16 protein-coding genes are annotated in these 18277 nt (G+C 40.7%); 5 read left to right on the top strand and 11 right to left on the bottom strand.

Translation table 11 applies throughout. The annotated features are described in order from the left end of the window. The first annotated feature begins 72 nt into the window (after positions 1–72). Entirely contained in the window at positions 73–2064 is a 1992-nt protein-coding gene (locus tag G509_RS0102455) for a tetratricopeptide repeat-containing sensor histidine kinase (protein WP_026990075.1), read from the top strand. A gap of 4 nt (positions 2065–2068) precedes the next feature. Here G509_RS0102455 and G509_RS0102450 read toward each other — a convergent pair whose 3' ends face one another. Then, entirely contained in the window at positions 2069–2395 is a 327-nt protein-coding gene (locus G509_RS0102450; RefSeq protein WP_026990074.1) for a hypothetical protein, read from the bottom strand. Between the two features lie 308 nt (positions 2396–2703). Here G509_RS0102450 and G509_RS0102445 point away from each other — a divergent pair, with 308 nt between their 5' ends. Together G509_RS0102445 and G509_RS0102440 are read left to right on the top strand one after the other, a co-directional pair. Next, entirely contained in the window at positions 2704–3285 is a 582-nt protein-coding gene (locus tag G509_RS0102445) for an HD domain-containing protein (RefSeq protein ID WP_026990073.1), read from the top strand. Then, positions 3285–4154 carry a YitT family protein gene (locus G509_RS0102440; protein ID WP_026990072.1) on the top strand — a complete coding sequence of 290 codons (870 nt, stop codon included), beginning with the start codon at positions 3285–3287 and terminating at the stop codon, positions 4152–4154. The genes G509_RS0102445 and G509_RS0102440 overlap by 1 nt, the downstream gene beginning before the upstream one ends. A 6-nt stretch (positions 4155–4160) precedes the next feature. Here G509_RS0102440 and G509_RS0102435 read toward each other — a convergent pair whose 3' ends face one another. The 3 genes from G509_RS0102435 to G509_RS22715 form a co-directional block, all read right to left on the bottom strand. Beyond that, positions 4161–5204 carry a response regulator gene (locus G509_RS0102435; RefSeq protein ID WP_026990071.1) on the bottom strand — a complete coding sequence of 348 codons (1044 nt, stop codon included), beginning with the start codon at positions 5202–5204 and terminating at the stop codon, positions 4161–4163. Beyond that, positions 5197–5580 (bottom strand): response regulator, encoded by a 384-nt coding sequence (locus G509_RS0102430; RefSeq protein ID WP_026990070.1) that lies wholly within the window; start codon positions 5578–5580, stop codon positions 5197–5199. Before G509_RS0102430 ends, G509_RS0102435 begins: the two co-directional genes overlap by 8 nt. A 102-nt stretch (positions 5581–5682) precedes the next feature. Continuing rightward, positions 5683–7788 (bottom strand): sensor histidine kinase, encoded by a 2106-nt coding sequence (locus G509_RS22715; protein ID WP_051199910.1) that lies wholly within the window; start codon positions 7786–7788, stop codon positions 5683–5685. A 357-nt stretch (positions 7789–8145) separates the two neighbouring features. Here G509_RS22715 and G509_RS21335 point away from each other — a divergent pair, with 357 nt between their 5' ends. Continuing rightward, the gene (locus G509_RS21335; protein WP_035738398.1) at positions 8146–9579 is read left to right on the top strand and encodes a glycosyltransferase family 2 protein; all 1434 of its coding nucleotides are present in this window, start codon (positions 8146–8148) and stop codon (positions 9577–9579) included. Positions 9580–9636: 57 nt separating this feature from the next. Here G509_RS21335 and G509_RS0102415 read toward each other — a convergent pair whose 3' ends face one another. Both G509_RS0102415 and G509_RS0102410 read right to left on the bottom strand, forming a co-directional pair. Continuing rightward, positions 9637–10197 (bottom strand): DUF4256 domain-containing protein, encoded by a 561-nt coding sequence (locus G509_RS0102415; protein WP_026990069.1) that lies wholly within the window; start codon positions 10195–10197, stop codon positions 9637–9639. A 136-nt stretch (positions 10198–10333) separates the two neighbouring features. Next, positions 10334–11152 (bottom strand): alpha/beta fold hydrolase, encoded by an 819-nt coding sequence (locus G509_RS0102410; RefSeq protein WP_026990068.1) that lies wholly within the window; start codon positions 11150–11152, stop codon positions 10334–10336. 335 nt (positions 11153–11487) lie between these two features. On the opposite strand from G509_RS0102410, the gene G509_RS0102405 reads away from it, so the two are divergent. Beyond that, entirely contained in the window at positions 11488–12378 is an 891-nt protein-coding gene (locus G509_RS0102405; protein ID WP_026990067.1) for a DUF808 domain-containing protein, read from the top strand. A 72-nt stretch (positions 12379–12450) separates the two neighbouring features. On the opposite strand, the gene G509_RS0102400 is transcribed toward G509_RS0102405, so the two are convergent. The 5 genes from G509_RS0102400 to G509_RS0102380 form a co-directional block, all read right to left on the bottom strand. Continuing rightward, complete coding sequence (locus G509_RS0102400) at positions 12451–13077, bottom strand: carbonic anhydrase (RefSeq protein WP_026990066.1); 627 nt, start codon at positions 13075–13077, stop codon at positions 12451–12453. Positions 13078–13176: 99 nt separating this feature from the next. After that, positions 13177–13803 (bottom strand): M949_RS01915 family surface polysaccharide biosynthesis protein, encoded by a 627-nt coding sequence (locus tag G509_RS0102395; protein ID WP_242604894.1) that lies wholly within the window; start codon positions 13801–13803, stop codon positions 13177–13179. Positions 13804–13840: 37 nt separating this feature from the next. Continuing rightward, positions 13841–14467, bottom strand: a complete 627-nt coding sequence (locus G509_RS0102390) for a M949_RS01915 family surface polysaccharide biosynthesis protein (RefSeq protein ID WP_035738396.1) — start codon at positions 14465–14467, stop codon at positions 13841–13843. Positions 14468–14470: 3 nt separating this feature from the next. Next, complete coding sequence (scpA, locus tag G509_RS0102385; RefSeq protein ID WP_026990063.1) at positions 14471–16609, bottom strand: methylmalonyl-CoA mutase; 2139 nt, start codon at positions 16607–16609, stop codon at positions 14471–14473. Positions 16610–16627: 18 nt separating this feature from the next. Then, entirely contained in the window at positions 16628–18277 is a 1650-nt protein-coding gene (locus G509_RS0102380; protein WP_161627161.1) for a T9SS type A sorting domain-containing protein, read from the bottom strand.

The following is an 18277-nucleotide window of genomic DNA, read 5'->3' as shown; positions in this document are numbered from 1 at the left end:
TTTTACGTAAATTCGGGTTTTAGGTTTATACGCTGTAACCCCTTGTTTTAAATGCAATTGCAATGCAATACTATGATTAAAAAACTACTTTTATGCCTGTTTTTAGTGTGTTGCAGCCAATCTTTTGCCCAGCAAAAAGAGGGGCAGGCACTTATAGATTCGCTGGAGCAGCAACTGTATAAAATTAAGCAGGATGCCGTTGGCGTAAACACCTTAAACAGCCTTAGTTATGTTTACAATAGGGTAGACCCCATAAAGGGAATGCACTATGGTAAAAAGGCTATTGCCCTCTCTCAGCAAATTAATTGGAGTAAAGGCCTGTGTGAAGCGTACCGATGCTACGGTATAAATGTTTCGCAAACCTCTGATTTTAAGGCTGCTTTGCAGTATTATCAAAAGGCTTTAAAAATCGCCATCCAGTTAAAAGATAAGGATTTGCAAAGCAAGATCTACAAAAATATTGGTTTGGCTAATATAGCGTCCGGGCGGTATCCCGAAGGGTTAAAATACAGCTCGTTAGCATTAAAACTTAGCGAAGAGCTTAATAATCAAAACGATATTGCCGCTAATTTATCTAATATTGGTATTGTTTATTTTGACCTTCGCAACTATAAAAAGGCAATTTATTATTACCAGAGGGCGAGGCAAATTAATGAAAAGAACAACAATAAAACCTATCTAATTAGCAACTTAGGTAATTTGGGCAATATTTATAAAGGTGTATCAGATTTTCCTAAAGCGCTACAATACTATACCAGCGCACTTAAACTGGCGGTTGAAGTAGGCGACAAGAGTTCTGAATGCCTGTTTAGATCGAACGTAGGGCATGCGCTGCTGGGCATTAAAAAGTACGGCCAGGCTATGGTTTATTTTAATGAGGCACTACAAATTGCAAGAGAGATAGATATGCAAAATATGATATCGTATAATCTTGGGAATAAGGGTGAAGCGTATCTTGAAATGGCAAAGACTGCCAGTCCGCCAGATGGAGATAAACTGGCAATGGCATCAGGGTACCTTAAGGAAGCAATAGTGATTAATACTGAAATAAACGATTGGGAACGTTTACATAAGGATTTGCTGTGCCTGGCTGAAATAGAGCAGCTTCAGGGGCATTTTGAGCAATCGTTGCTAAATTTAAAACAGGCTGATGTTTACAGAGATTCTATTTATAATTATGATAACAAGCAAACCATTAAAAACCTGGAAGACCAGCGTACTATAGAGCTTAAAGAAAAGCAGTTACAGCTTAACAGGCTTACGCTTCAGAACAAAGAAAGGCAAAAATGGTACTATATTTCGGGTATATCATTCCTGCTTATTTTGGGGGGACTTATTTTTAAACAGAGCCAGAATCGTAAAAAAACCAACAGTAAATTACAGCTTTTAAACGAAGAGCTGGATCAGGCCAATAAGATCAAAACAAGGTTTTTTAGTATATTAAACCATGATTTGCGCGGCCCCGTTGCCAGCCTGGTTAATTTTTTGCACCTGCAAAAAGAAGCTCCTGATATGCTAACCGAAGAGAACAGGAAACGTCTTGAAAATAAAACCATTAACAGCACAGAAAATTTGCTTCAGTCGATGGAAGACCTCCTGTTATGGAGCAAAGGACAGATGGAGAATTTTAGTCCGCAGATAAAGCCGGTGGCGGTTGGCTATTTGTTTAACGATTTAAAAAAGCATTTTTATGGTACCGAGGGCATAACTTTTATTTTTGATGATGCTGAGCACATTACCATAAATACCGACGAGAATTATTTTAAAACCATAATGCGCAACCTTACCGGCAATGCTATAAAAGTGTTAGTTAATACCAATATGCCAACAATTGCCTGGAAGGCATGGCAGGACGGTGGTAAGGTGTTTTTATCACTTACAGATAATGGGCCCGGTGGCAGCATTGATGCCTTTAAAGCACTGTATGATGAAAAGGAAGTGGTAGGAATAAAAACCGGGCTGGGATTGCACCTTATTCGCGATCTTGCCAAAGCAATTGATTGCAAAATAACAGTAGAATCTCAGCCCGGCAAAACAACTTTTGTTATTGTTCTAAATAATTAGCACGTTATGCTAACCGTAATTTTTTTACGGTAACATTCTCTTCAATGTAAGCTAATACTTTCTTTTTAGTTTTGTAGGCCATCAGGTACATTTTGCCTAATAGCTTGTTATTTATGGTTTCAATATTTTTGGCCGTATCCGTAGTCGATTCATTAAGCTGGAGATATTCCTGAGAAAGTTCATTAAGGTCTTTACGTAGTTGAGGCCTGATCTCGCTTATACTTAGCATTAGCTTTTTAAGCGATTGTTGACTTTCTACGGTAGATTTTGGTAACACACTAAGCTTAATTCTGTATAATTCCAGTGCGTAAAATTTGTAGTTTTTAATCATTTTTTCTCTATTTAACAGGAAGATACGTCTGATTATAGGGTTTAGTTTTCTTTTACAGGTAATTAACTGTTTATTAACTAAATATTTATCAAAAATTTGTTTTAAAGTTAAAATATAGAAAATTAATTAACATATACGTGTTTATTAGTTAATTCGTGATTAAAGTATTATTCTAATTCTAATTACGTAATATTACAATATAAAGGCCAACAACGTTATTAATTTACCGTATAAAGATTCGGCAATAAATTAGGTTTACTGCCCAAAACAATATAAATTTTTAGTATTTTCGCCGCTGATACTTAGATATGTTGCAGCTACCAGAATCAGAATTTATCCTTAAAAAGCTAACCGATGAATTAGCTCCGCATTTGCATTATCATAGTGTTGCCCATACCATTGATGTATTTAAAACAGCGGAGTATCTTGCTGAAAAAGAAAATATAGATGTTGCCGATACCAAACTATTGCTAATAGCGGCTTTGTATCACGACAGTGGTTATCTGCACCAAAGCGTTGGGCATGAAAGCGTATCCTGCAAAATTGCGTCAGATGTTTTACCTACCTTTGGCTATAACCCCGATGAGGTCGAAAAAATAAAGACAATAATCAAGGCTACACAGCTGCCTCAAAACCCGGGTTCTAAGCTTGAAAAGATTATATGTGATGCCGATCTGGACTACCTGGGCCGTGATGATTTTTTTGAAACAGGATACAAACTGTACCTCGAAATGCTTGCCGAAGGGCGCATAGCCAACGAAGAAGATTGGAATCGGCTACAGGTAGATTTTTTAAGGCAGCACCGCTATTTTACAACTACTGCGCAACAGTTAAGAAACAAAAAGAAAGACCAAAACCTAACCATACTACTATCTAAACTATTACCTTAATGAAAGAACTATACGCCAAACATACTATTGTTGATGTGCTTTACGCAGCAGCCGGCATTTTATTTTGCGGCTTTGCATTAAAGGGGTTTTTAATACCCAACCATTTTTTTGATGGCGGTATTACAGGTATATCGCTATTGCTGCACGAGCTTTACCACTGGAATATTGGCTATGTAATTGTATTGGCCAATGTGCCTTTAATAATTATGGCGGCTTTTCAGGTAAACAAGGGCTTTGCCTTAAAAACATTTCTTGCCATAGCGGGGCTGGCGTTGTGCCTGCTGTTTATACCGTATCCGCAAATAACATCAGATAAGCTACTTGTATCTATTTTTGGCGGCGCTTTTATGGGTATAGGCATTGGGCTTGCCATGCGTGGCGGCTTTGCTTTAGATGGCGTAGAGGTACTGGCCCTTTACACCGGCAAGCGTGTTAGTTTTACCATTAGCGAAATTATACTGGGCATTAATATTATAGTGTTTTTAGTGGCTGCGGTAAAGCTTGGCCTGCCTACAGCATTATATTCAATACTAACCTATTACAGCGCATCGAGGACTATTAACTTTGTGGTAGAGGGTATAGAAGAATTTACCGGTGTAACCATAATATCCGGCCAAAGCGAAATTATTAAAGAAGAGCTTGTTATGAAACTGGGTAGGGGTATAACCATTTACAAAGGCGAAAGGGGCTTTTTAAAAGATAGTTTTAATGTAAGCCAGCCCTGCGATATTGTTTTTACGGTAGTTACCCGCCTGGAGCTTAGGCGCCTTAAAAATATTGTGCACGAGCTGGATCCTAAAGCTTTTGTGTTTACAAACGTAATTAAAGAAACTGCCGGTGGGGTACTAAGCCGAAAAGTAAGGCATTAATATGCCTTACTCTACAACCTCGTAAGCAACAACAGGTACTGCTTTATTTTTTAGGGTAAACTCGCCCACATGGTTGCAATTAAACGATTCTTTTGCTTTGTGGTAGGTTTCTTCGGTAATTAATATCTGGCCTGCCTTAGCAACGCCCTGTAGCCTTTGTGCAAGGTTTACGGCATCGCCAATTACAGTATAATCCAGTCGCCTTAACGAGGCCGACCCAATATTGCCCGATACCATTTCGCCGGAATTGATGCCTATAGATATTTGTGGCTTAAATCTTGTATCGCCTTCAACAATTTCGGGAGCATTTTCCAATTGCTGGCGTATGGCCAGTGCGGCATCTATAGCCCTGTCTAAATGAAAATCGCCCCTGAATACTGCCATAACAGCATCTCCCATAAATTTATCAACATGGCCGTTCTGTTCAATAATCTCGGTAACTATCTTATCAAATAAGCCATTTAATAACGTAACAACCGTGTTTGCCGGAATCTTTTCTGTAATAGAAGTAAATCCGCATACATCTACAAACATAACGGTAGCATTAAGCATTTCGTTTTTCAAAAGGCTGGCTTCAAACTCTTTATGCGCCATAAAGTTCAGCACATTTTCATCCACATACATCTTAAGAATATTATTTTCTTTAATAGCCCTAAGTGTTTCCTGTAGCTGGTGCACATGCAGCACTGTTTTTTCTATGGTTAGGTCAAGGTCATCAAAATCTACGGGCTTGCATACAAAATCAAAAGCGCCCTTGTTCATGGCCAGCCTAATGTTTTGCATATCGCCATAAGCCGACACCACAACCGCCTTAAGCGTAGGGTTAGCATCGGCAAGGCGGGTAAGCAGGGTAAGCCCATCCATAACCGGCATGTTAATATCACTAAGAACAAGATCTAAATCCGGGTGCTCTTTAATTTTATGCAGGGCGTCTTCGCCGTTTTGGGCAAACACAAATTCGTATATATTTTCCCTTATCTTTTTGCGGAACTTTTGCTTTACCAGTATTTCTAAATCCGGTTCATCATCAACTACCAATATTTTAGACATTGTCTGTAAGGTGTTTAAGTTTATCTTTTAATAAAGTAAAATCAAGCGGCTTGGTTAAAAAGTCGTTTGCGCCATTCTCCATAGCCTGCCTGTGGTTTTCATCGTCGCCATAAGCGGTAATCATCATTACCACGGGTGGCGGTGCGCTGTATTCGTGCCTTATTTTAGAAAGCAGCTCTATACCACTCATGCCCGGCATATTAATGTCAGACAAAATAAGTACAACTTCCGAATGATTTTCAGCTAAATAGTTAAGGGCGCCCTCTCCGGAGAATTTAAATTCGAAGGATAATTCGCCGCTTTTAATTTCTTTTCTAAACCGCTGAAGAAAAAGGGGCTGTACATCGGCTTCATCATCTACTACTAATATTTTCATCTGTACTGCTGTTGCTAAAATAGGTTAAAAATTCAGTTTTAAGGTTGCTAAAATAACAATTAAATTAATTGAAATTAAGCTGGCATTGCTCAATATACTGCCTTATTTGTTTAGGGGTAACGTAATTTTAAATTCAGAAAATTCGCCCTCTACCGTATTAATATCAATAGTGCCGCCATGTGCCTTAACCACAATATCATAACTTAAAGACAGGCCTAATCCGGTACCTTCGCCTGTAGGCTTGGTGGTAAAAAAGGGCTGTAAAATTTTATCTTTAATGGCAGCGGGTATACCGGTACCGTTGTCTTTTACTAAAATCTCTAAATTAGAACCGTTTAGCAGTGTAGTTAATTGTACTACAGGCTTGTAATCAGAGCCTGCTGTTTTTTGCTTTTGCTGCGTGGCGTAAAAAGCATTGGTAAACAGGTTAAGCAGTACGCGGCCAACATCCTGCGCCAGTATATTAGCTTTAGGCAGGTTTTCTCCAAAATGAGTTACGAGGTCGGCGTTAAACGATTTGTCTTTGGCGCGTAGGCCGTGGTAGGCCAGGCGCAGGTATTCGTCAGACAGCGTATTAATATCGGTAGGCTCTTTATGCCCTGTAGAGGCGCGGCTGTGTTGCAGCATTCCCTTAACAATACCATCGGCGCGGCGGCCGTGGTGGGCTATTTTTTCAAGGTTTAGTTTAATATCGCCGGCAATGGCTTTTACCTCTTCGGTATCGCCTTTGTCCAGTTCTTCTTCCATTTCCTCCAATAGCTCTATACTTACATCGCTAAAGTTGTTTACAAAGTTTAGCGGGTTTTGTATCTCGTGGGCAATACCGGCGGTAAGCTCTCCTAACGATGCCATTTTTTCTGACTGTATAAGCTGTGCCTGGGTTTGTTTTAAGTCGGCTATAGACAGGGTGAGTTCGGCAGTACGCTCTTCCACAAGCTTTTCAAGCTCTTCTTTCTGGGCTGCAATAAGGCGGTTGCGCTCTTCTTCTTTTTCCAGCGCTACACGGGCATTGGCTATTTGCAGCGATTTAAAGCGGGCAAACATTCCCCACGACAGCACCAGTATGGTCCACATACCAAAGCTGGTAACCACCCATTCAGAATCTATAAAGGCAGAAATTATAGGGCTCACTAAAAAGGGTACGGCTGCTATTACAAAAAGGCCCGCCTCTTTGTCTTTTTTTCGCAATAGCGATATAATTAAGATAATAGCGGCCACTATAAAAACAATACCGCACAACGATGTTAAACCGGTAATTACAAAAAAGGTAATTATCCAGCCGTTCTGGAAGGCCACGTAAAGTGTAGTACCAACCACGCCTATAAATACCGTGAAGTAAACCAAAAATTTATCCCACCCCGGAAAGTGCACGTTTATTCTGAAGAAGAAACGCACGGTATGCACTAACATTATTATAAAGGCAATAACAACAACAGCCACAAATACAGAGTAGGTATCTCTATGTTCGCTAAACAGTAATGATGAAAATGTTTCTTTTGCTACAAGCAGTGCAGATGATAACAGCAAAAAAGAATACACCAGGTACACCCTTTCGCGGTTTACGTAATAAAAAAACAGGTTAAAAATTACAGCGAACATTATAAAGCCAAAAAAACCGAAAGCTATAACATCGTCTTCCTTATAAGTCTGGTTGTTTACAAAATTTTTCTCTACAATTTTTAGGTAATTACCTACCACCGGTGGCGATATTCCCTCCAGCATGGTAACATCATCATGATGCACATATATTTTTACCTCTTCGCCGGGTGCAAGGGTGTATTTTATTTGATTAAGGTCTTTTATACCGTCGCGCTTGCTCCACGGCACTTTTTCTCCACTTAAAAAATGCTGCCACTTATTGTTTTTACTAATGTAAATATGCTCCCTGTCTCTTGTTGTAGTAAAGGTTATAATTTGCGATGTTGGTGCATCATTTTTTAACCCGAAACGGATCCATACCTGCGATTTTTCGTTCGAGAATGAAACCGATTTGATAGGTTTTTTGAATTTTTTTGAGTACTCGGGTTTTGTAACCTCTTGTATGGTAAGATGCTTACGCCCTGTGTTTATAAATTCCCAATTTTCATCGGGTACATCGTGGTAAGTAACAGTATCTGTCTTTACTACATACGATTGTGGCCACTCGCTATCCTGCGCCAGTGCCGAAAAGCTGATTAACAGTAGTAAATAAAGTAAATGTTTTTTCATAATTATGTGGTTGTGGTATGGTGTACGGCCTAAATGGTATCAGAAAAAATTCTCGTTAAATTTATAATAAAAAATGAAAGTAGGCATGGTATGATAATCAGAAATGCATTAAGGATGCTTTTTTTGATACAATAATTAATTCTGGATGGGATAATTAATGCCAAAACTGTAGAAAGTGTGGAATGTGTAGAACTTCTCTACACTTATTTCTAACATAAATTTTGGCTAAAATGCTGATTATTAATAGTTTTTTGGTTGTGGTATAGTGGTTGGTAAGTGTTTAGTGGCTAAAGCCCTCGTTTTGAATATACAATACTTAACGTAGTAGAGCCTAATCAGTAAAATACACGCCTTGTTATGGAATTAAAAACAATTACACCAAACCAACTTTACACTCCCGCGAGTACTACTGCCGGAGAACGTTTACACCAGACCAAAAAAACTAAAAATTCTGCTATTAACCTGCCCGGTTTAGCTGTACTGTTAGGTACTTTTATACTGCTTGTAGGAGCTGCTTTCTTAGTTTACGAATTACAACCCGAGTTCGACCAGCTGCACCAGGAGCGTATGAATTCTACATGGGGTTTTATCCTGATAGTGGTTGCCACTACCTTGCTTATAATTAAAGGCAGTTTCTTTTTATACAACTTGTACCTGTACATAAAATACAAACCGGTAAAATCGGTTGCCGATGAGCAATTGCCAACTGTTACGGTTATTGTGCCGGCTTATAACGAAGGTAAACTTGTTTGGGATACGCTAATGAGCCTTGCGGCAAGTAAATATCCGGTAAGCAAATTAGAGATACTTGCCATTGACGATGGTAGTAAAGATGATACCTGGTATTGGATGCAACAGGCTAAAGAAAAGTTAGGCGACAGGTTGTCTATTTTTCAGCAGCCCGAAAATAAAGGTAAACGCCATGCATTGTACCGTGGCTTTAACTTAGGTACAGGCGAAGTGTTTGTTACCGTTGACAGCGACTCTGTTGTTAAAACCGACACGCTTAGAAACCTTGTTAGCCCGTTAGTTACTAACCAGAATTGTGGTGCTGTTGCGGGTAACGTAAGGGTACTAAACAATAAAAGGAGCATAATACCTAAAATGCTAAATGTTAGCTTTGTATTAAGCTTTGAATTTATACGTTCGGCAGAAAGCAGCCTTGGCTCTGTACTTTGTACACCGGGCGCACTGGCAGCCTACCGCAGGTCGGCCGTTTTTGAATGCCTTCCGGAATGGATAAATCAGACGTTTATGGGGCAGCCGTCCGACATTGGCGAAGACCGCGCTATGACTAACATGATTATGAAACAAGGGTATCACATTCTTTTTCAAAGAAATGCCTATGTGCTTACTAATGTGCCCGAAAAATACAAAGGCCTATACAAAATGTTTATACGCTGGGGCCGTAGCAATGTGCGGGAGAATTTAATGATGGCTAAGTTTGTATTTAAAGAATTTAGGGAAGAATCTAAAATAGGTACACGATTACTGTTCTTAAACCAGTTCTTTTCCATCATAATGGCATACCCTTTTATACTGCTAATGTTCTTTTTTATAGCAACTTATCCATTGCTGTTTTTAAGTTCTACCCTTGTGGGTATATTGGTAATGTCGAGTTTTCCGGTATTCTTTTACGCTAAGCGATACAGCCTTGCCGAATCGTTTTACGCTTATTCGTACAGTATTTTATATACGTTCGGTTTGTTCTGGATTACCCCGTATGCTATTGCCACCGCCAGCAAAAGAGGCTGGCTTACCAGAGACCTGGTAGTTAAAAAAGTGAGTTAGTTATTATATTATAATTTTCAAATGATCGGCTGCCCTAAATAGGCGGCCGATTTCTATTTACACCCTTAGCGAACCACGAAACCCCCTGGCAGCATAGTAAGACGATGCACCATTATGGTATACAAATACATGGTTGTAACGGTAATCAGCAAATAGGGCACCACCCAATTTTCTAATTTCGGGAGGGGTTTTTATCCAGCTTGATGTTTTTAGATCGAATTTACCCAGTGTTTGCAACTGGCGGTATTGCTCCTCGGTTAAAATTTCAATACCCATTGATGCAGCCATATCAAGAGCACTATCTACGGGTTTATTCTCTTTCCTCGAATCTAAAGCCTCGCGGTCGTAGCAAAGGCTACGGCGCTCTTTAGGGCTTTCGGTAGCGCAATCATAAAAAATGTATTCGCCGGTAGCGGCATCATGGGCAACAACATCGGGTTCTCCGCCGCTTAATTCCATCTCGTTAAGGCTCCAAAGTTTACTGTTATCAGCCTCCAGGCGCGCCTGTATGGCATCCCAATCAAGGCCTTTATGGCGGTTCATATTCTTTTCAAACCGGATTTGAAGTATTTTAAGAAGTTCGTCGCGCTCATTTAATGATAGCTCTTTTTTACTCATGTTTTAGGTTTTTGGTTATCGTAAAGTTATAACTATTAAATAAATAGAGTGCAGCCAAAATTATTAAAACATAAAAAAAGCTGTCACTTATGTGGTGACAGCTTTTTGCATTAGTGTACTATTGGAGGCGTTATAGTTACGATTTAATAAATTCTAAAATGTCTTTATTAATGGTTTCAGCTTCGGTAGTTGGCATTCCGTGGGGGAAACCCGGGTACGAGATAAGCTTGCCGTTTTGTAACAGTTTAGCAGCTTTTGGAGCTTGGTTGTAAGGCACTATCTGGTCGTCTTCGCCATGCAACACAAGCACCGGGATTGCTACGCTTTTAAGGTCTTCGGTAAAGTCAGACTCAGAGAACGCTTTTATACCTTCGTAATGTGCCAGTACAGAGCCCATCATTGCCTGGCGCCACCAGTTGTGTTTAATGCCCTCGGCAACTTTGGTGCCTTCGCGGTTCCATCCGTAAAACGGTATCGGGAAATCATAAAAATATTCTGCCCTGTTAAAGCCTGTACCCTGACGTATTTCGTCAAAAACCGATATTGGTACGCCCTCAGGGTTGCTGTCATTTTTAACCATTATAGGTGTAACGGCGCTAATAAGCACTGCCTTAGCCACACGGTCTTTACCGTATTTTGCAATGTACCTTATAGCTTCGCCACCACCGGTTGAGTGGCCAATGTGTATGGCATCTTTTAAATCTAATGCTGCTGTTAACTCTGCAACATCGGCCGCGTAGTTTTCCATCGTGTTGCCTTCGCTACTTTGTCCTGATCGGCCGTGCCCACGGCGATCATGTGCTATAACCCTGTAGCCCTGTTTAAGGAAAAACATCATTTGTGTATCCCAGTCATCAGCTGATAAAGGCCATCCGTGATGAAAAACAATTGGTTGTCCTGTTCCCCAGTCTTTGTAATAAATCTCAGTTCCGTCTTTTACTGTAATCGTGCTCATGTCATGTTGTTATTTGTTGTTAATAATTTTGGATATATTTTTCATGGTGGTTAATAACAAATCTAAAACCAAATTTTAAAAATCTGTTAATCAGAGGTTTAAAATTTTGTAACTATTTAAATATTTACGATATAGCGTTATTTTAACCTTAAATTACGCTATATCGTGCTCATGCTATTAAAAATGTGAAGAAAAATTATATTTTTTTTAATGTGCTGATACTTTTACCGATACCTGTAATTACTGCTAAATTTATACTAAGGCCTGCCGCATTACAAACATTCTCTTTATTTTTACGCCCGTGGATTACTATCCCTAACACTTAAAACTATTTTATGGCATCAGGTTTTTTTGCAATTTTAGATGATATAGCAGCATTAATGGATGATGTGGCCGTAGCCAGTAAAATTGCTACCCGCAAAACAGCCGGTATTTTAGGAGACGACCTTGCCGTTAATGCCGAAAAAGCTACCGGATTTTTAGCATCGAGAGAACTGCCTGTGCTTTGGGCCATAACCAAAGGTTCGCTTTTAAATAAGCTTATAATACTGCCGGTTGTGTTTTTGCTGAACTATTTTTTTCCGGTTGCCATTACCTACATTTTAATTTTAGGCGGATTTTACCTGGCGTATGAAGGTGTAGAGAAAATTGTGGAATACGTTTTTCATCGATCGCATAAAGAAGATACTGCTACGGCAGCAGCAGAAGTAGTTGAACAACCTGCGGACGACGAAAAAGCAAAAGTAAAATCGGCAATTACTACTGATTTTATACTATCGGTTGAGATTGTAATTATTGCTTTAGGCACAGTACTGGATAAAAGTTTAACAACACAAATTTTAACTGTTACTGTTGTAGCCCTGTTGGCAACAATAGGTGTTTACGGCCTGGTTGCCCTTATTGTACGAATGGACGACGCCGGTTATAAACTGATTGACCGCAGCAAAAACTCAGGATTTTTATCAAAACTGGGGCAGCTTTTGGTAAACCTGTTGCCATGGATAATCAAGATGCTGGCTGTTGTAGGCACCATTGCCCTGCTATTGGTATCAGGCGGAATATTTATTCACAACGTAGAGTACCTACACCATTTTCTTCCGGAGGTTCCATCTATTATAAAAGAATTTGCTTTAGGATTGGTTGCCGGCCTTTTGGCTGTTGTTGTTATAACAGGGGTTAAAAAAATTGTAGGCTTGTTTAAGCCGAAATCTGTAAATACGCACTAATACTACAACATTATAAAATACGAAAGCCCTGCAATTGCAGGGCTTTCGGCATTTAAATATATTTGGTTTGCCTTAGTCTATGTGGTAAATCTGGGCAATTTCGTTATTTATTTTTTCAAAATCAATGGCAAGGTCTACTAAAGTACCGCTGTGTATATCGAATATCCACCCATGTACTGTAAGGCCACGCTCTCTAACCGCGCGCTGCACCTCAGCCGTTTTAATAACGTTAATGCACTGCTCCTGTACATTAAGCTCTACCAGCCTGTTGTAGCGTTTATTATCATCTTCTATAGCGGCCAGTTCGTTATGATGAATACGGTATACATCTCTAATATTACGCAGCCAAGGGTTAAGTATACCAAGGTCGGCCTGCTCCATTGCAGCTTTAATACCGCCACAATTGTAATGGCCGCAAACCACAACGTGGTTTACTTTAAGGTGTGCCACAGCATAGTTGATGACTGACATTACGTTAAGGTCTGTATTAGGCACCATGTTGGCAATATTACGGTGCACAAAAGCCTCTCCGGGTTGTATGCCCATAAGCTCTTCGGCAGTTACACGGCTATCAGAACAACCAATGTATAAAATTTCCGGAGCCTGACCTTCGGCCAGTTTCGTAAAATAATCTTGATTAGTGCTAACCTGGCGTTTAATCCACTCTTCGTTGTTTTTAAAAACGTCTTTTATGTTCATTATAGGGGTATTTTAAAAATTGGTGGTATAAAAATAACACTTTTTAGCGAATAGGCATAACGCTATAAGACAGCTTTAACGGGCAGGCAGGGGTTGAGGTTAAAATTTCGGAGTTATATTTTTGTTCCAAAGCGTAGTGGCATAATCCCTAAAAACTTTAGGAGCCTGCTTAAGTGCTTCATCAAAAGTATATTGGCCGCCCTCGTATTCTGTTTCGCCCACGCGCATTTTGTTAGAGCCGCGCATGGCATATTTTTTAGTGCCTTCGTAAAGTATTACCTTCATAGTTGACGGACTTGGGTCGCCGTGGCAGCCCGTAATGTACGTCAGCCATACTTCGGCTTTGCCGTTCTTATCGAGGTCGGTTACTGCAAAAGTGTTTTTTACAAAGTTAGCCTCTATATCCACAGGGCATTCGGTAGTAAAGTCGTACACTTTCCATTGTTGCGTCCAGTTGCCATCTTGTAAAATGTAGCAATACGCAAACAATTCGGCATCCCTGTAAGATCCATCGGTTTCGGTTTTACTTGGATATTCTCCCGTTTGCGATGTAATTACAATGGTTTCGCCAAAACTATCAGTATATTTAACTGCATTAACTATAGTGCCGGTATAGGTTATCGATTTTGGTATAGCAGCTTTATCCAGCGGTGTTATTTTAATTTGCGCAAAGCACGAAAACGAGCACAACAGGATGATAAATAGGATATGTTTTATATTAATCATAAGATTTGATTGAGATAGTAGCACTGCAAATTTTGGGTCAATATTTTACTACAATATTCTTATTCCAAAGCTTAGTGGCGTAGTCTTTAAAAACCTTAGGTGCGTTTTTTAAAGCTTCATCAAAAGTATAGCTGCCGCCATAAGGTTTTATATTTGGAAGCACAATTTTGCTTTCTCCCCTTACAGCATATTTTTTGCCATTTTCGTACATTATAATTTTTAGAGTTAGTGGACTCACATCACTTGTACATGTTAATTTGTACATTACCCATATTTCGGCTTTGCCGTTCTTATCAAGGTCGGTTACTGCAAAAGTGTTTTCTATAAAATCTACGTAAATGTCATACATACACTCCTTTTCAAAGTCGTGTATTTTCCATTGTATTTTCCAAACTTTATCTTTTAACACATACTGATAAACAAATAATTCTCCTTCTTTATAAGAATTTCCGTCGGCGGCATTAATTGTTTTTATACCCGTTTGCGATGTAATAACAATGGTCTCTCCAAAACTATCAGTATACTTAACTGCATTAACTATAGTGCCGGTATAGGTTATCGATTTTGGTATTGATGCCTTATCCAGCGGTGTTGTTTTAATCTGCGCAAAGCAAGAAAATGAACTCAGCAGGATGATAAAGAGTATATGTTTTATATTAATCATAATCTATTCGAAACCTTTAATAAGCACATCTAAAATTTGGATGGCGGCATCGCTGATTTTGGTGCCGGGACCAAAAACAGCCACAGCGCCGGCATCAAAAAGATATTGGTAATCCTGAGCCGGTATAACCCCGCCCACAATAACCATAATATCTTCGCGGCCATACTTTTTAAGCTCTTCTATAACCTGCGGTACAAGCGTTTTATGCCCTGCTGCCAATGATGATACGCCGAGTATGTGCACATCGTTTTCTACAGCCTGTTTGGCGGCTTCTGCTGGTGTTTGAAAGAGCGGGCCAATATCTACATCAAAACCTACATCGGCGTAGCCTGTAGCCACTACTTTAGCGCCACGGTCGTGCCCATCCTGACCCATCTTGGCTATCATGATACGTGGTCGGCGGCCTTCGAGCTTTGCAAAGTCGTTAGCCAGTTGCTTTGCCTTTGCAAAACTTTCGTCGTCTTTAATTTCTTTACTGTACACTCCGCTAAACGATTTAATTTGTGCTTTGTACCTGCCGTAAACTGTTTCCAGCGCATCGCTAATTTCGCCCAGGGTTGCCCTGTGGCGTGCGGCCTCTATGGCCAGTTCCAGTAAATTACCCGTGCCCAGTTTTGCGGCAGCGGTTAAATGCTCAAGGCTCTCTTGCACCTTGCCGCTGTCGCGGGATGCCTTTATAATTGCCAGTTGCTCTAACTGCTGGCGGCGCACCATCTGGTTATCTACATCGAGTATATGCAGCGGATCTTCTTTTAAAAGGCGGTATTTGTTAACCCCCACAATAACGTCCTGTCCGCTGTCTATACGTGCCTGTTTGCGCGCAGCGGCTTCTTCTATACGCAGTTTGGGTATGCCGGCCTCTATGGCTTTGGTCATACCGCCAAGCTCTTCTACCTCTTCTATAAGCGCCCATGCCTTTTGGGCAATCTCGTTGGTAAGGCTCTCTACATAATAGCTGCCACCCCAGGGGTCTACCGTTTTGGTTATTTTGGTTTCTTCCTGTAAAAATATCTGGGTGTTGCGTGCAATACGCGCCGAAAAATCGGTGGGCAGGGCAATGGCCTCGTCTAACGCATTGGTGTGCAACGATTGTGTTCCGCCAAAGGCCGCCGCTGCCGCCTCTATACAGGTACGTGCCACATTATTAAACGGGTCCTGCTCTGTAAGGCTCCAACCGCTGGTTTGGCAGTGTGTGCGCAATGCGAGCGATTTATCGTCTTTGGGGCTAAATTGTTTAAGCAGTTTGGCCCACAGCATGCGCCCGGCACGCATTTTGGCAATTTCCATAAAATGGTTCATACCAATGGCCCAGAAAAACGACAGACGCGGTGCAAATTCATCGATCTTCATACCAGCAGCAAGGCCGGTGCGAATGTAATCCAGTCCGTCTGCCAGGGTATAAGCCAGCTCAATATCGGCAGTAGCACCGGCTTCCTGCATGTGGTAGCCCGAGATACTTATGGAGTTGAATTTGGGCATTTTCCTGCTGCTGTATTCAAAAATATCAGCAATAATTTTCATGGATGGGGCAGGAGGGTAGATGTAGGTATTGCGCACCATAAACTCCTTTAAAATATCGTTCTGAATGGTGCCCGAAAGCAGTTCTGGCTTAACGCCCTGCTCTTCGGCAGCCACTATGTAAAATGCCATAATGGGCAGCACCGCACCATTCATAGTCATCGAAACCGACATCTCATCCAACGGTATCTGATCGAAAAGCACCTTCATATCCTCTACGCTGTCTATGGCCACACCGGCTTTGCCAACATCGCCTACCACGCGTTCGTGATCGCTGTCATAACCCCTATGGGTAGCGAGGTCAAATGCCACCGAGAGCCCTTTTTGGCCCGCAGCCAGGTTGCGCCTGTAAAAAGCATTGCTTTCCTGCGCGGTAGAAAATCCCGCATACTGGCGCACCGTCCAAGGGCGGCGTACGTACATAGTAGCATACGGCCCGCGAAGGTTGGGTGCAAAACCGGCACCAAAATCCAGATGTTCCAGGTTTTCGGTATCCGCTTCTGTATAGGTTTCTTTAAGCGTAATGCCCTCGGCAGTAACAAAGGGTTCCTGCTCCGGGTTTTGGGCAATGGTTTGCGGGTTAGCAGCCGTAAGCTTAATATGTTGGAGGTTTTTTCTAATCATGATACCTGTATAAAACAGTTATTCTTTTATAAATTTAGTGCTTTTTCCGTTAATGGAAAGCAGGTACATGCCTTGTGGCAGTAAAGAAACATTGATAGAGTTTTTGCTCATTTGCCCCTGCACAACAGTTCTGCCCATTAAGTCTGAAATATAAAATGGAGCATTGTCTATACCTGTTATATTCAGGATATCTTTTGCAGGGTTAGGATATAGTGCCTGTTTTGATGCATTAAAACTGGGAGTTGAAAGGGCAGGGATAGTTAATTTTGCCAGGAATATATCAACCATCGTGTCGGCACTATAAGTTTGCTCTCCAAATCGTGCATCGAGATACCTGCCCGATGCATATAATGAATTGGTTGCCTGATTTACTGTCATGTGCGATTCAAAATGGCCCTCGCCACCTATCTGTTCAGCAAATAAATAATTGCCATCGGTATCCATTTTGGTAACGTAACCATTAGTGCCGCCTTCGTTTGTTAGCGTTGTTTCGCCAAACACTACTTGTTCTGACCAAAAGTTACCCAACAAATAAACAGCTCCATCGCTGCCGGTCTTTACATTGTTAAAACTATCATAAGCACCCGAAGATTTAGCCCACAGCACATTGCCGTTGTTGTTATATTTTACAACAAACCCTTCCTGTGCGTGAGTGGAGGTTAGTACAACATCGCCAAATGCCAATGATGGATAATTAAAATAACCGGCTGTATAAATATTATTATTGGCATCTATTGCCAAACTGTTGCAAAAAATATCCTGAGTGCCACCGCCATGCGACTGCACCCATAACAAATTACCATCGGTACTGTATTTAACTAAAAAGGTAAGACTGGTGGCATTACCTCCCAATACTGTTCCGTCAAATGATATGCTTGCCGATCCGGCATGGCTTCCTGCCATATACACGTTGCCAGAGCTATCGCAAACCAGTTTGCGCCATCCCTGGTAACCGTTATTAAGAACAGTCTTAACCCACAATATGTTTCCGTTATTATCGTATTTTGCAATAAAAGTGTCAGATTCACCCTGTATTGGTACACTCAGGTTACCAAATATGCCGGTAACGCCATTCATCTGCCCGCATACATACAAATTTCCGGTTGGGTCAATGGCAATATCATAAGCACGTACAAAACGGTTAATGTTTTCAAATTCATTTTCGGTATTACCTATTACACCAATGTGTTTAGCCCATTGCGCGATACCGTTATTATCTAATTTTGAAATAAATGAATTAAGGGCAAGGTTGTCTTCTACATTGTTAAATATAAATCCCTGATGATTATAAGTTCCCATAAATTCGCCGGTTGAATAAAGATTTCCGGAAGGATCTGAAACCAGTGATGCTGTAGCTATCATATCAGTCGCATCTGTATCTTGTATCCATGTTATACTTCCGGCGCTATCAAATTTTACAAGAAAATTTCTGCCAATCCAGGAAGCACCCGTAAAGGTTTGGTCTCCAAAAGTTATGCTTGGATGGGTTGAGGTACAATTCATATAAACATTGCCCCCGGCATCGCTTATAATTGTCGATGTAGCTGCGTAACTGCCAACCTGGGTACTTTCTACCGCCTGGGCAGAGAACACCCAATTCCACTCCTGCGCGGTTGCCGAATTGTAAATGCCAAGAATTGCTAAGCATAATAGTGTAATTTTCTTCAT

The organism is Flavobacterium subsaxonicum WB 4.1-42 = DSM 21790 (genome assembly GCF_000422725.1).
GTDB lineage: Bacteria > Bacteroidota > Bacteroidia > Flavobacteriales > Flavobacteriaceae > Flavobacterium > Flavobacterium subsaxonicum.
The sequence above is the reverse complement of the archived record's forward strand: the minus strand, read 5'-3'. Positions and strand labels throughout refer to the sequence as shown.

Bases quoted from the DNA above. Each gene is read 5' to 3' on its own strand.
- G509_RS0102435 (WP_026990071.1), bottom strand. From the start codon at position 5,204: ATGTCTAAAATATTGGTAGTTGATGATGAACCGGATTTAGAAATACTG.
- G509_RS0102400 (WP_026990066.1), bottom strand. From the start codon at position 13,077: ATGAACATAAAAGACGTTTTTAAAAACAACGAAGAGTGGATTAAACGC.
- G509_RS21335 (WP_035738398.1), top strand. From the start codon at position 8,146: ATGGAATTAAAAACAATTACACCAAACCAACTTTACACTCCCGCGAGT.
- G509_RS0102450 (WP_026990074.1), bottom strand. From the start codon at position 2,395: ATGATTAAAAACTACAAATTTTACGCACTGGAATTATACAGAATTAAG.
- G509_RS0102415 (WP_026990069.1), bottom strand. From the start codon at position 10,197: ATGAGTAAAAAAGAGCTATCATTAAATGAGCGCGACGAACTTCTTAAA.
- G509_RS0102380 (WP_161627161.1), bottom strand. From the start codon at position 18,277: ATGAAGAAAATTACACTATTATGCTTAGCAATTCTTGGCATTTACAAT.
- scpA (WP_026990063.1), bottom strand. From the start codon at position 16,609: ATGATTAGAAAAAACCTCCAACATATTAAGCTTACGGCTGCTAACCCG.
- G509_RS22715 (WP_051199910.1), bottom strand. From the start codon at position 7,788: ATGAAAAAACATTTACTTTATTTACTACTGTTAATCAGCTTTTCGGCA.
- G509_RS0102395 (WP_242604894.1), bottom strand. From the start codon at position 13,803: ATGATTAATATAAAACATATCCTATTTATCATCCTGTTGTGCTCGTTT.
- G509_RS0102430 (WP_026990070.1), bottom strand. From the start codon at position 5,580: ATGAAAATATTAGTAGTAGATGATGAAGCCGATGTACAGCCCCTTTTT.
- G509_RS0102445 (WP_026990073.1), top strand. From the start codon at position 2,704: ATGTTGCAGCTACCAGAATCAGAATTTATCCTTAAAAAGCTAACCGAT.
- G509_RS0102440 (WP_026990072.1), top strand. From the start codon at position 3,285: ATGAAAGAACTATACGCCAAACATACTATTGTTGATGTGCTTTACGCA.
- G509_RS0102405 (WP_026990067.1), top strand. From the start codon at position 11,488: ATGGCATCAGGTTTTTTTGCAATTTTAGATGATATAGCAGCATTAATG.
- G509_RS0102390 (WP_035738396.1), bottom strand. From the start codon at position 14,467: ATGATTAATATAAAACATATACTCTTTATCATCCTGCTGAGTTCATTT.
- G509_RS0102410 (WP_026990068.1), bottom strand. From the start codon at position 11,152: ATGAGCACGATTACAGTAAAAGACGGAACTGAGATTTATTACAAAGAC.
- G509_RS0102455 (WP_026990075.1), top strand. From the start codon at position 73: ATGATTAAAAAACTACTTTTATGCCTGTTTTTAGTGTGTTGCAGCCAA.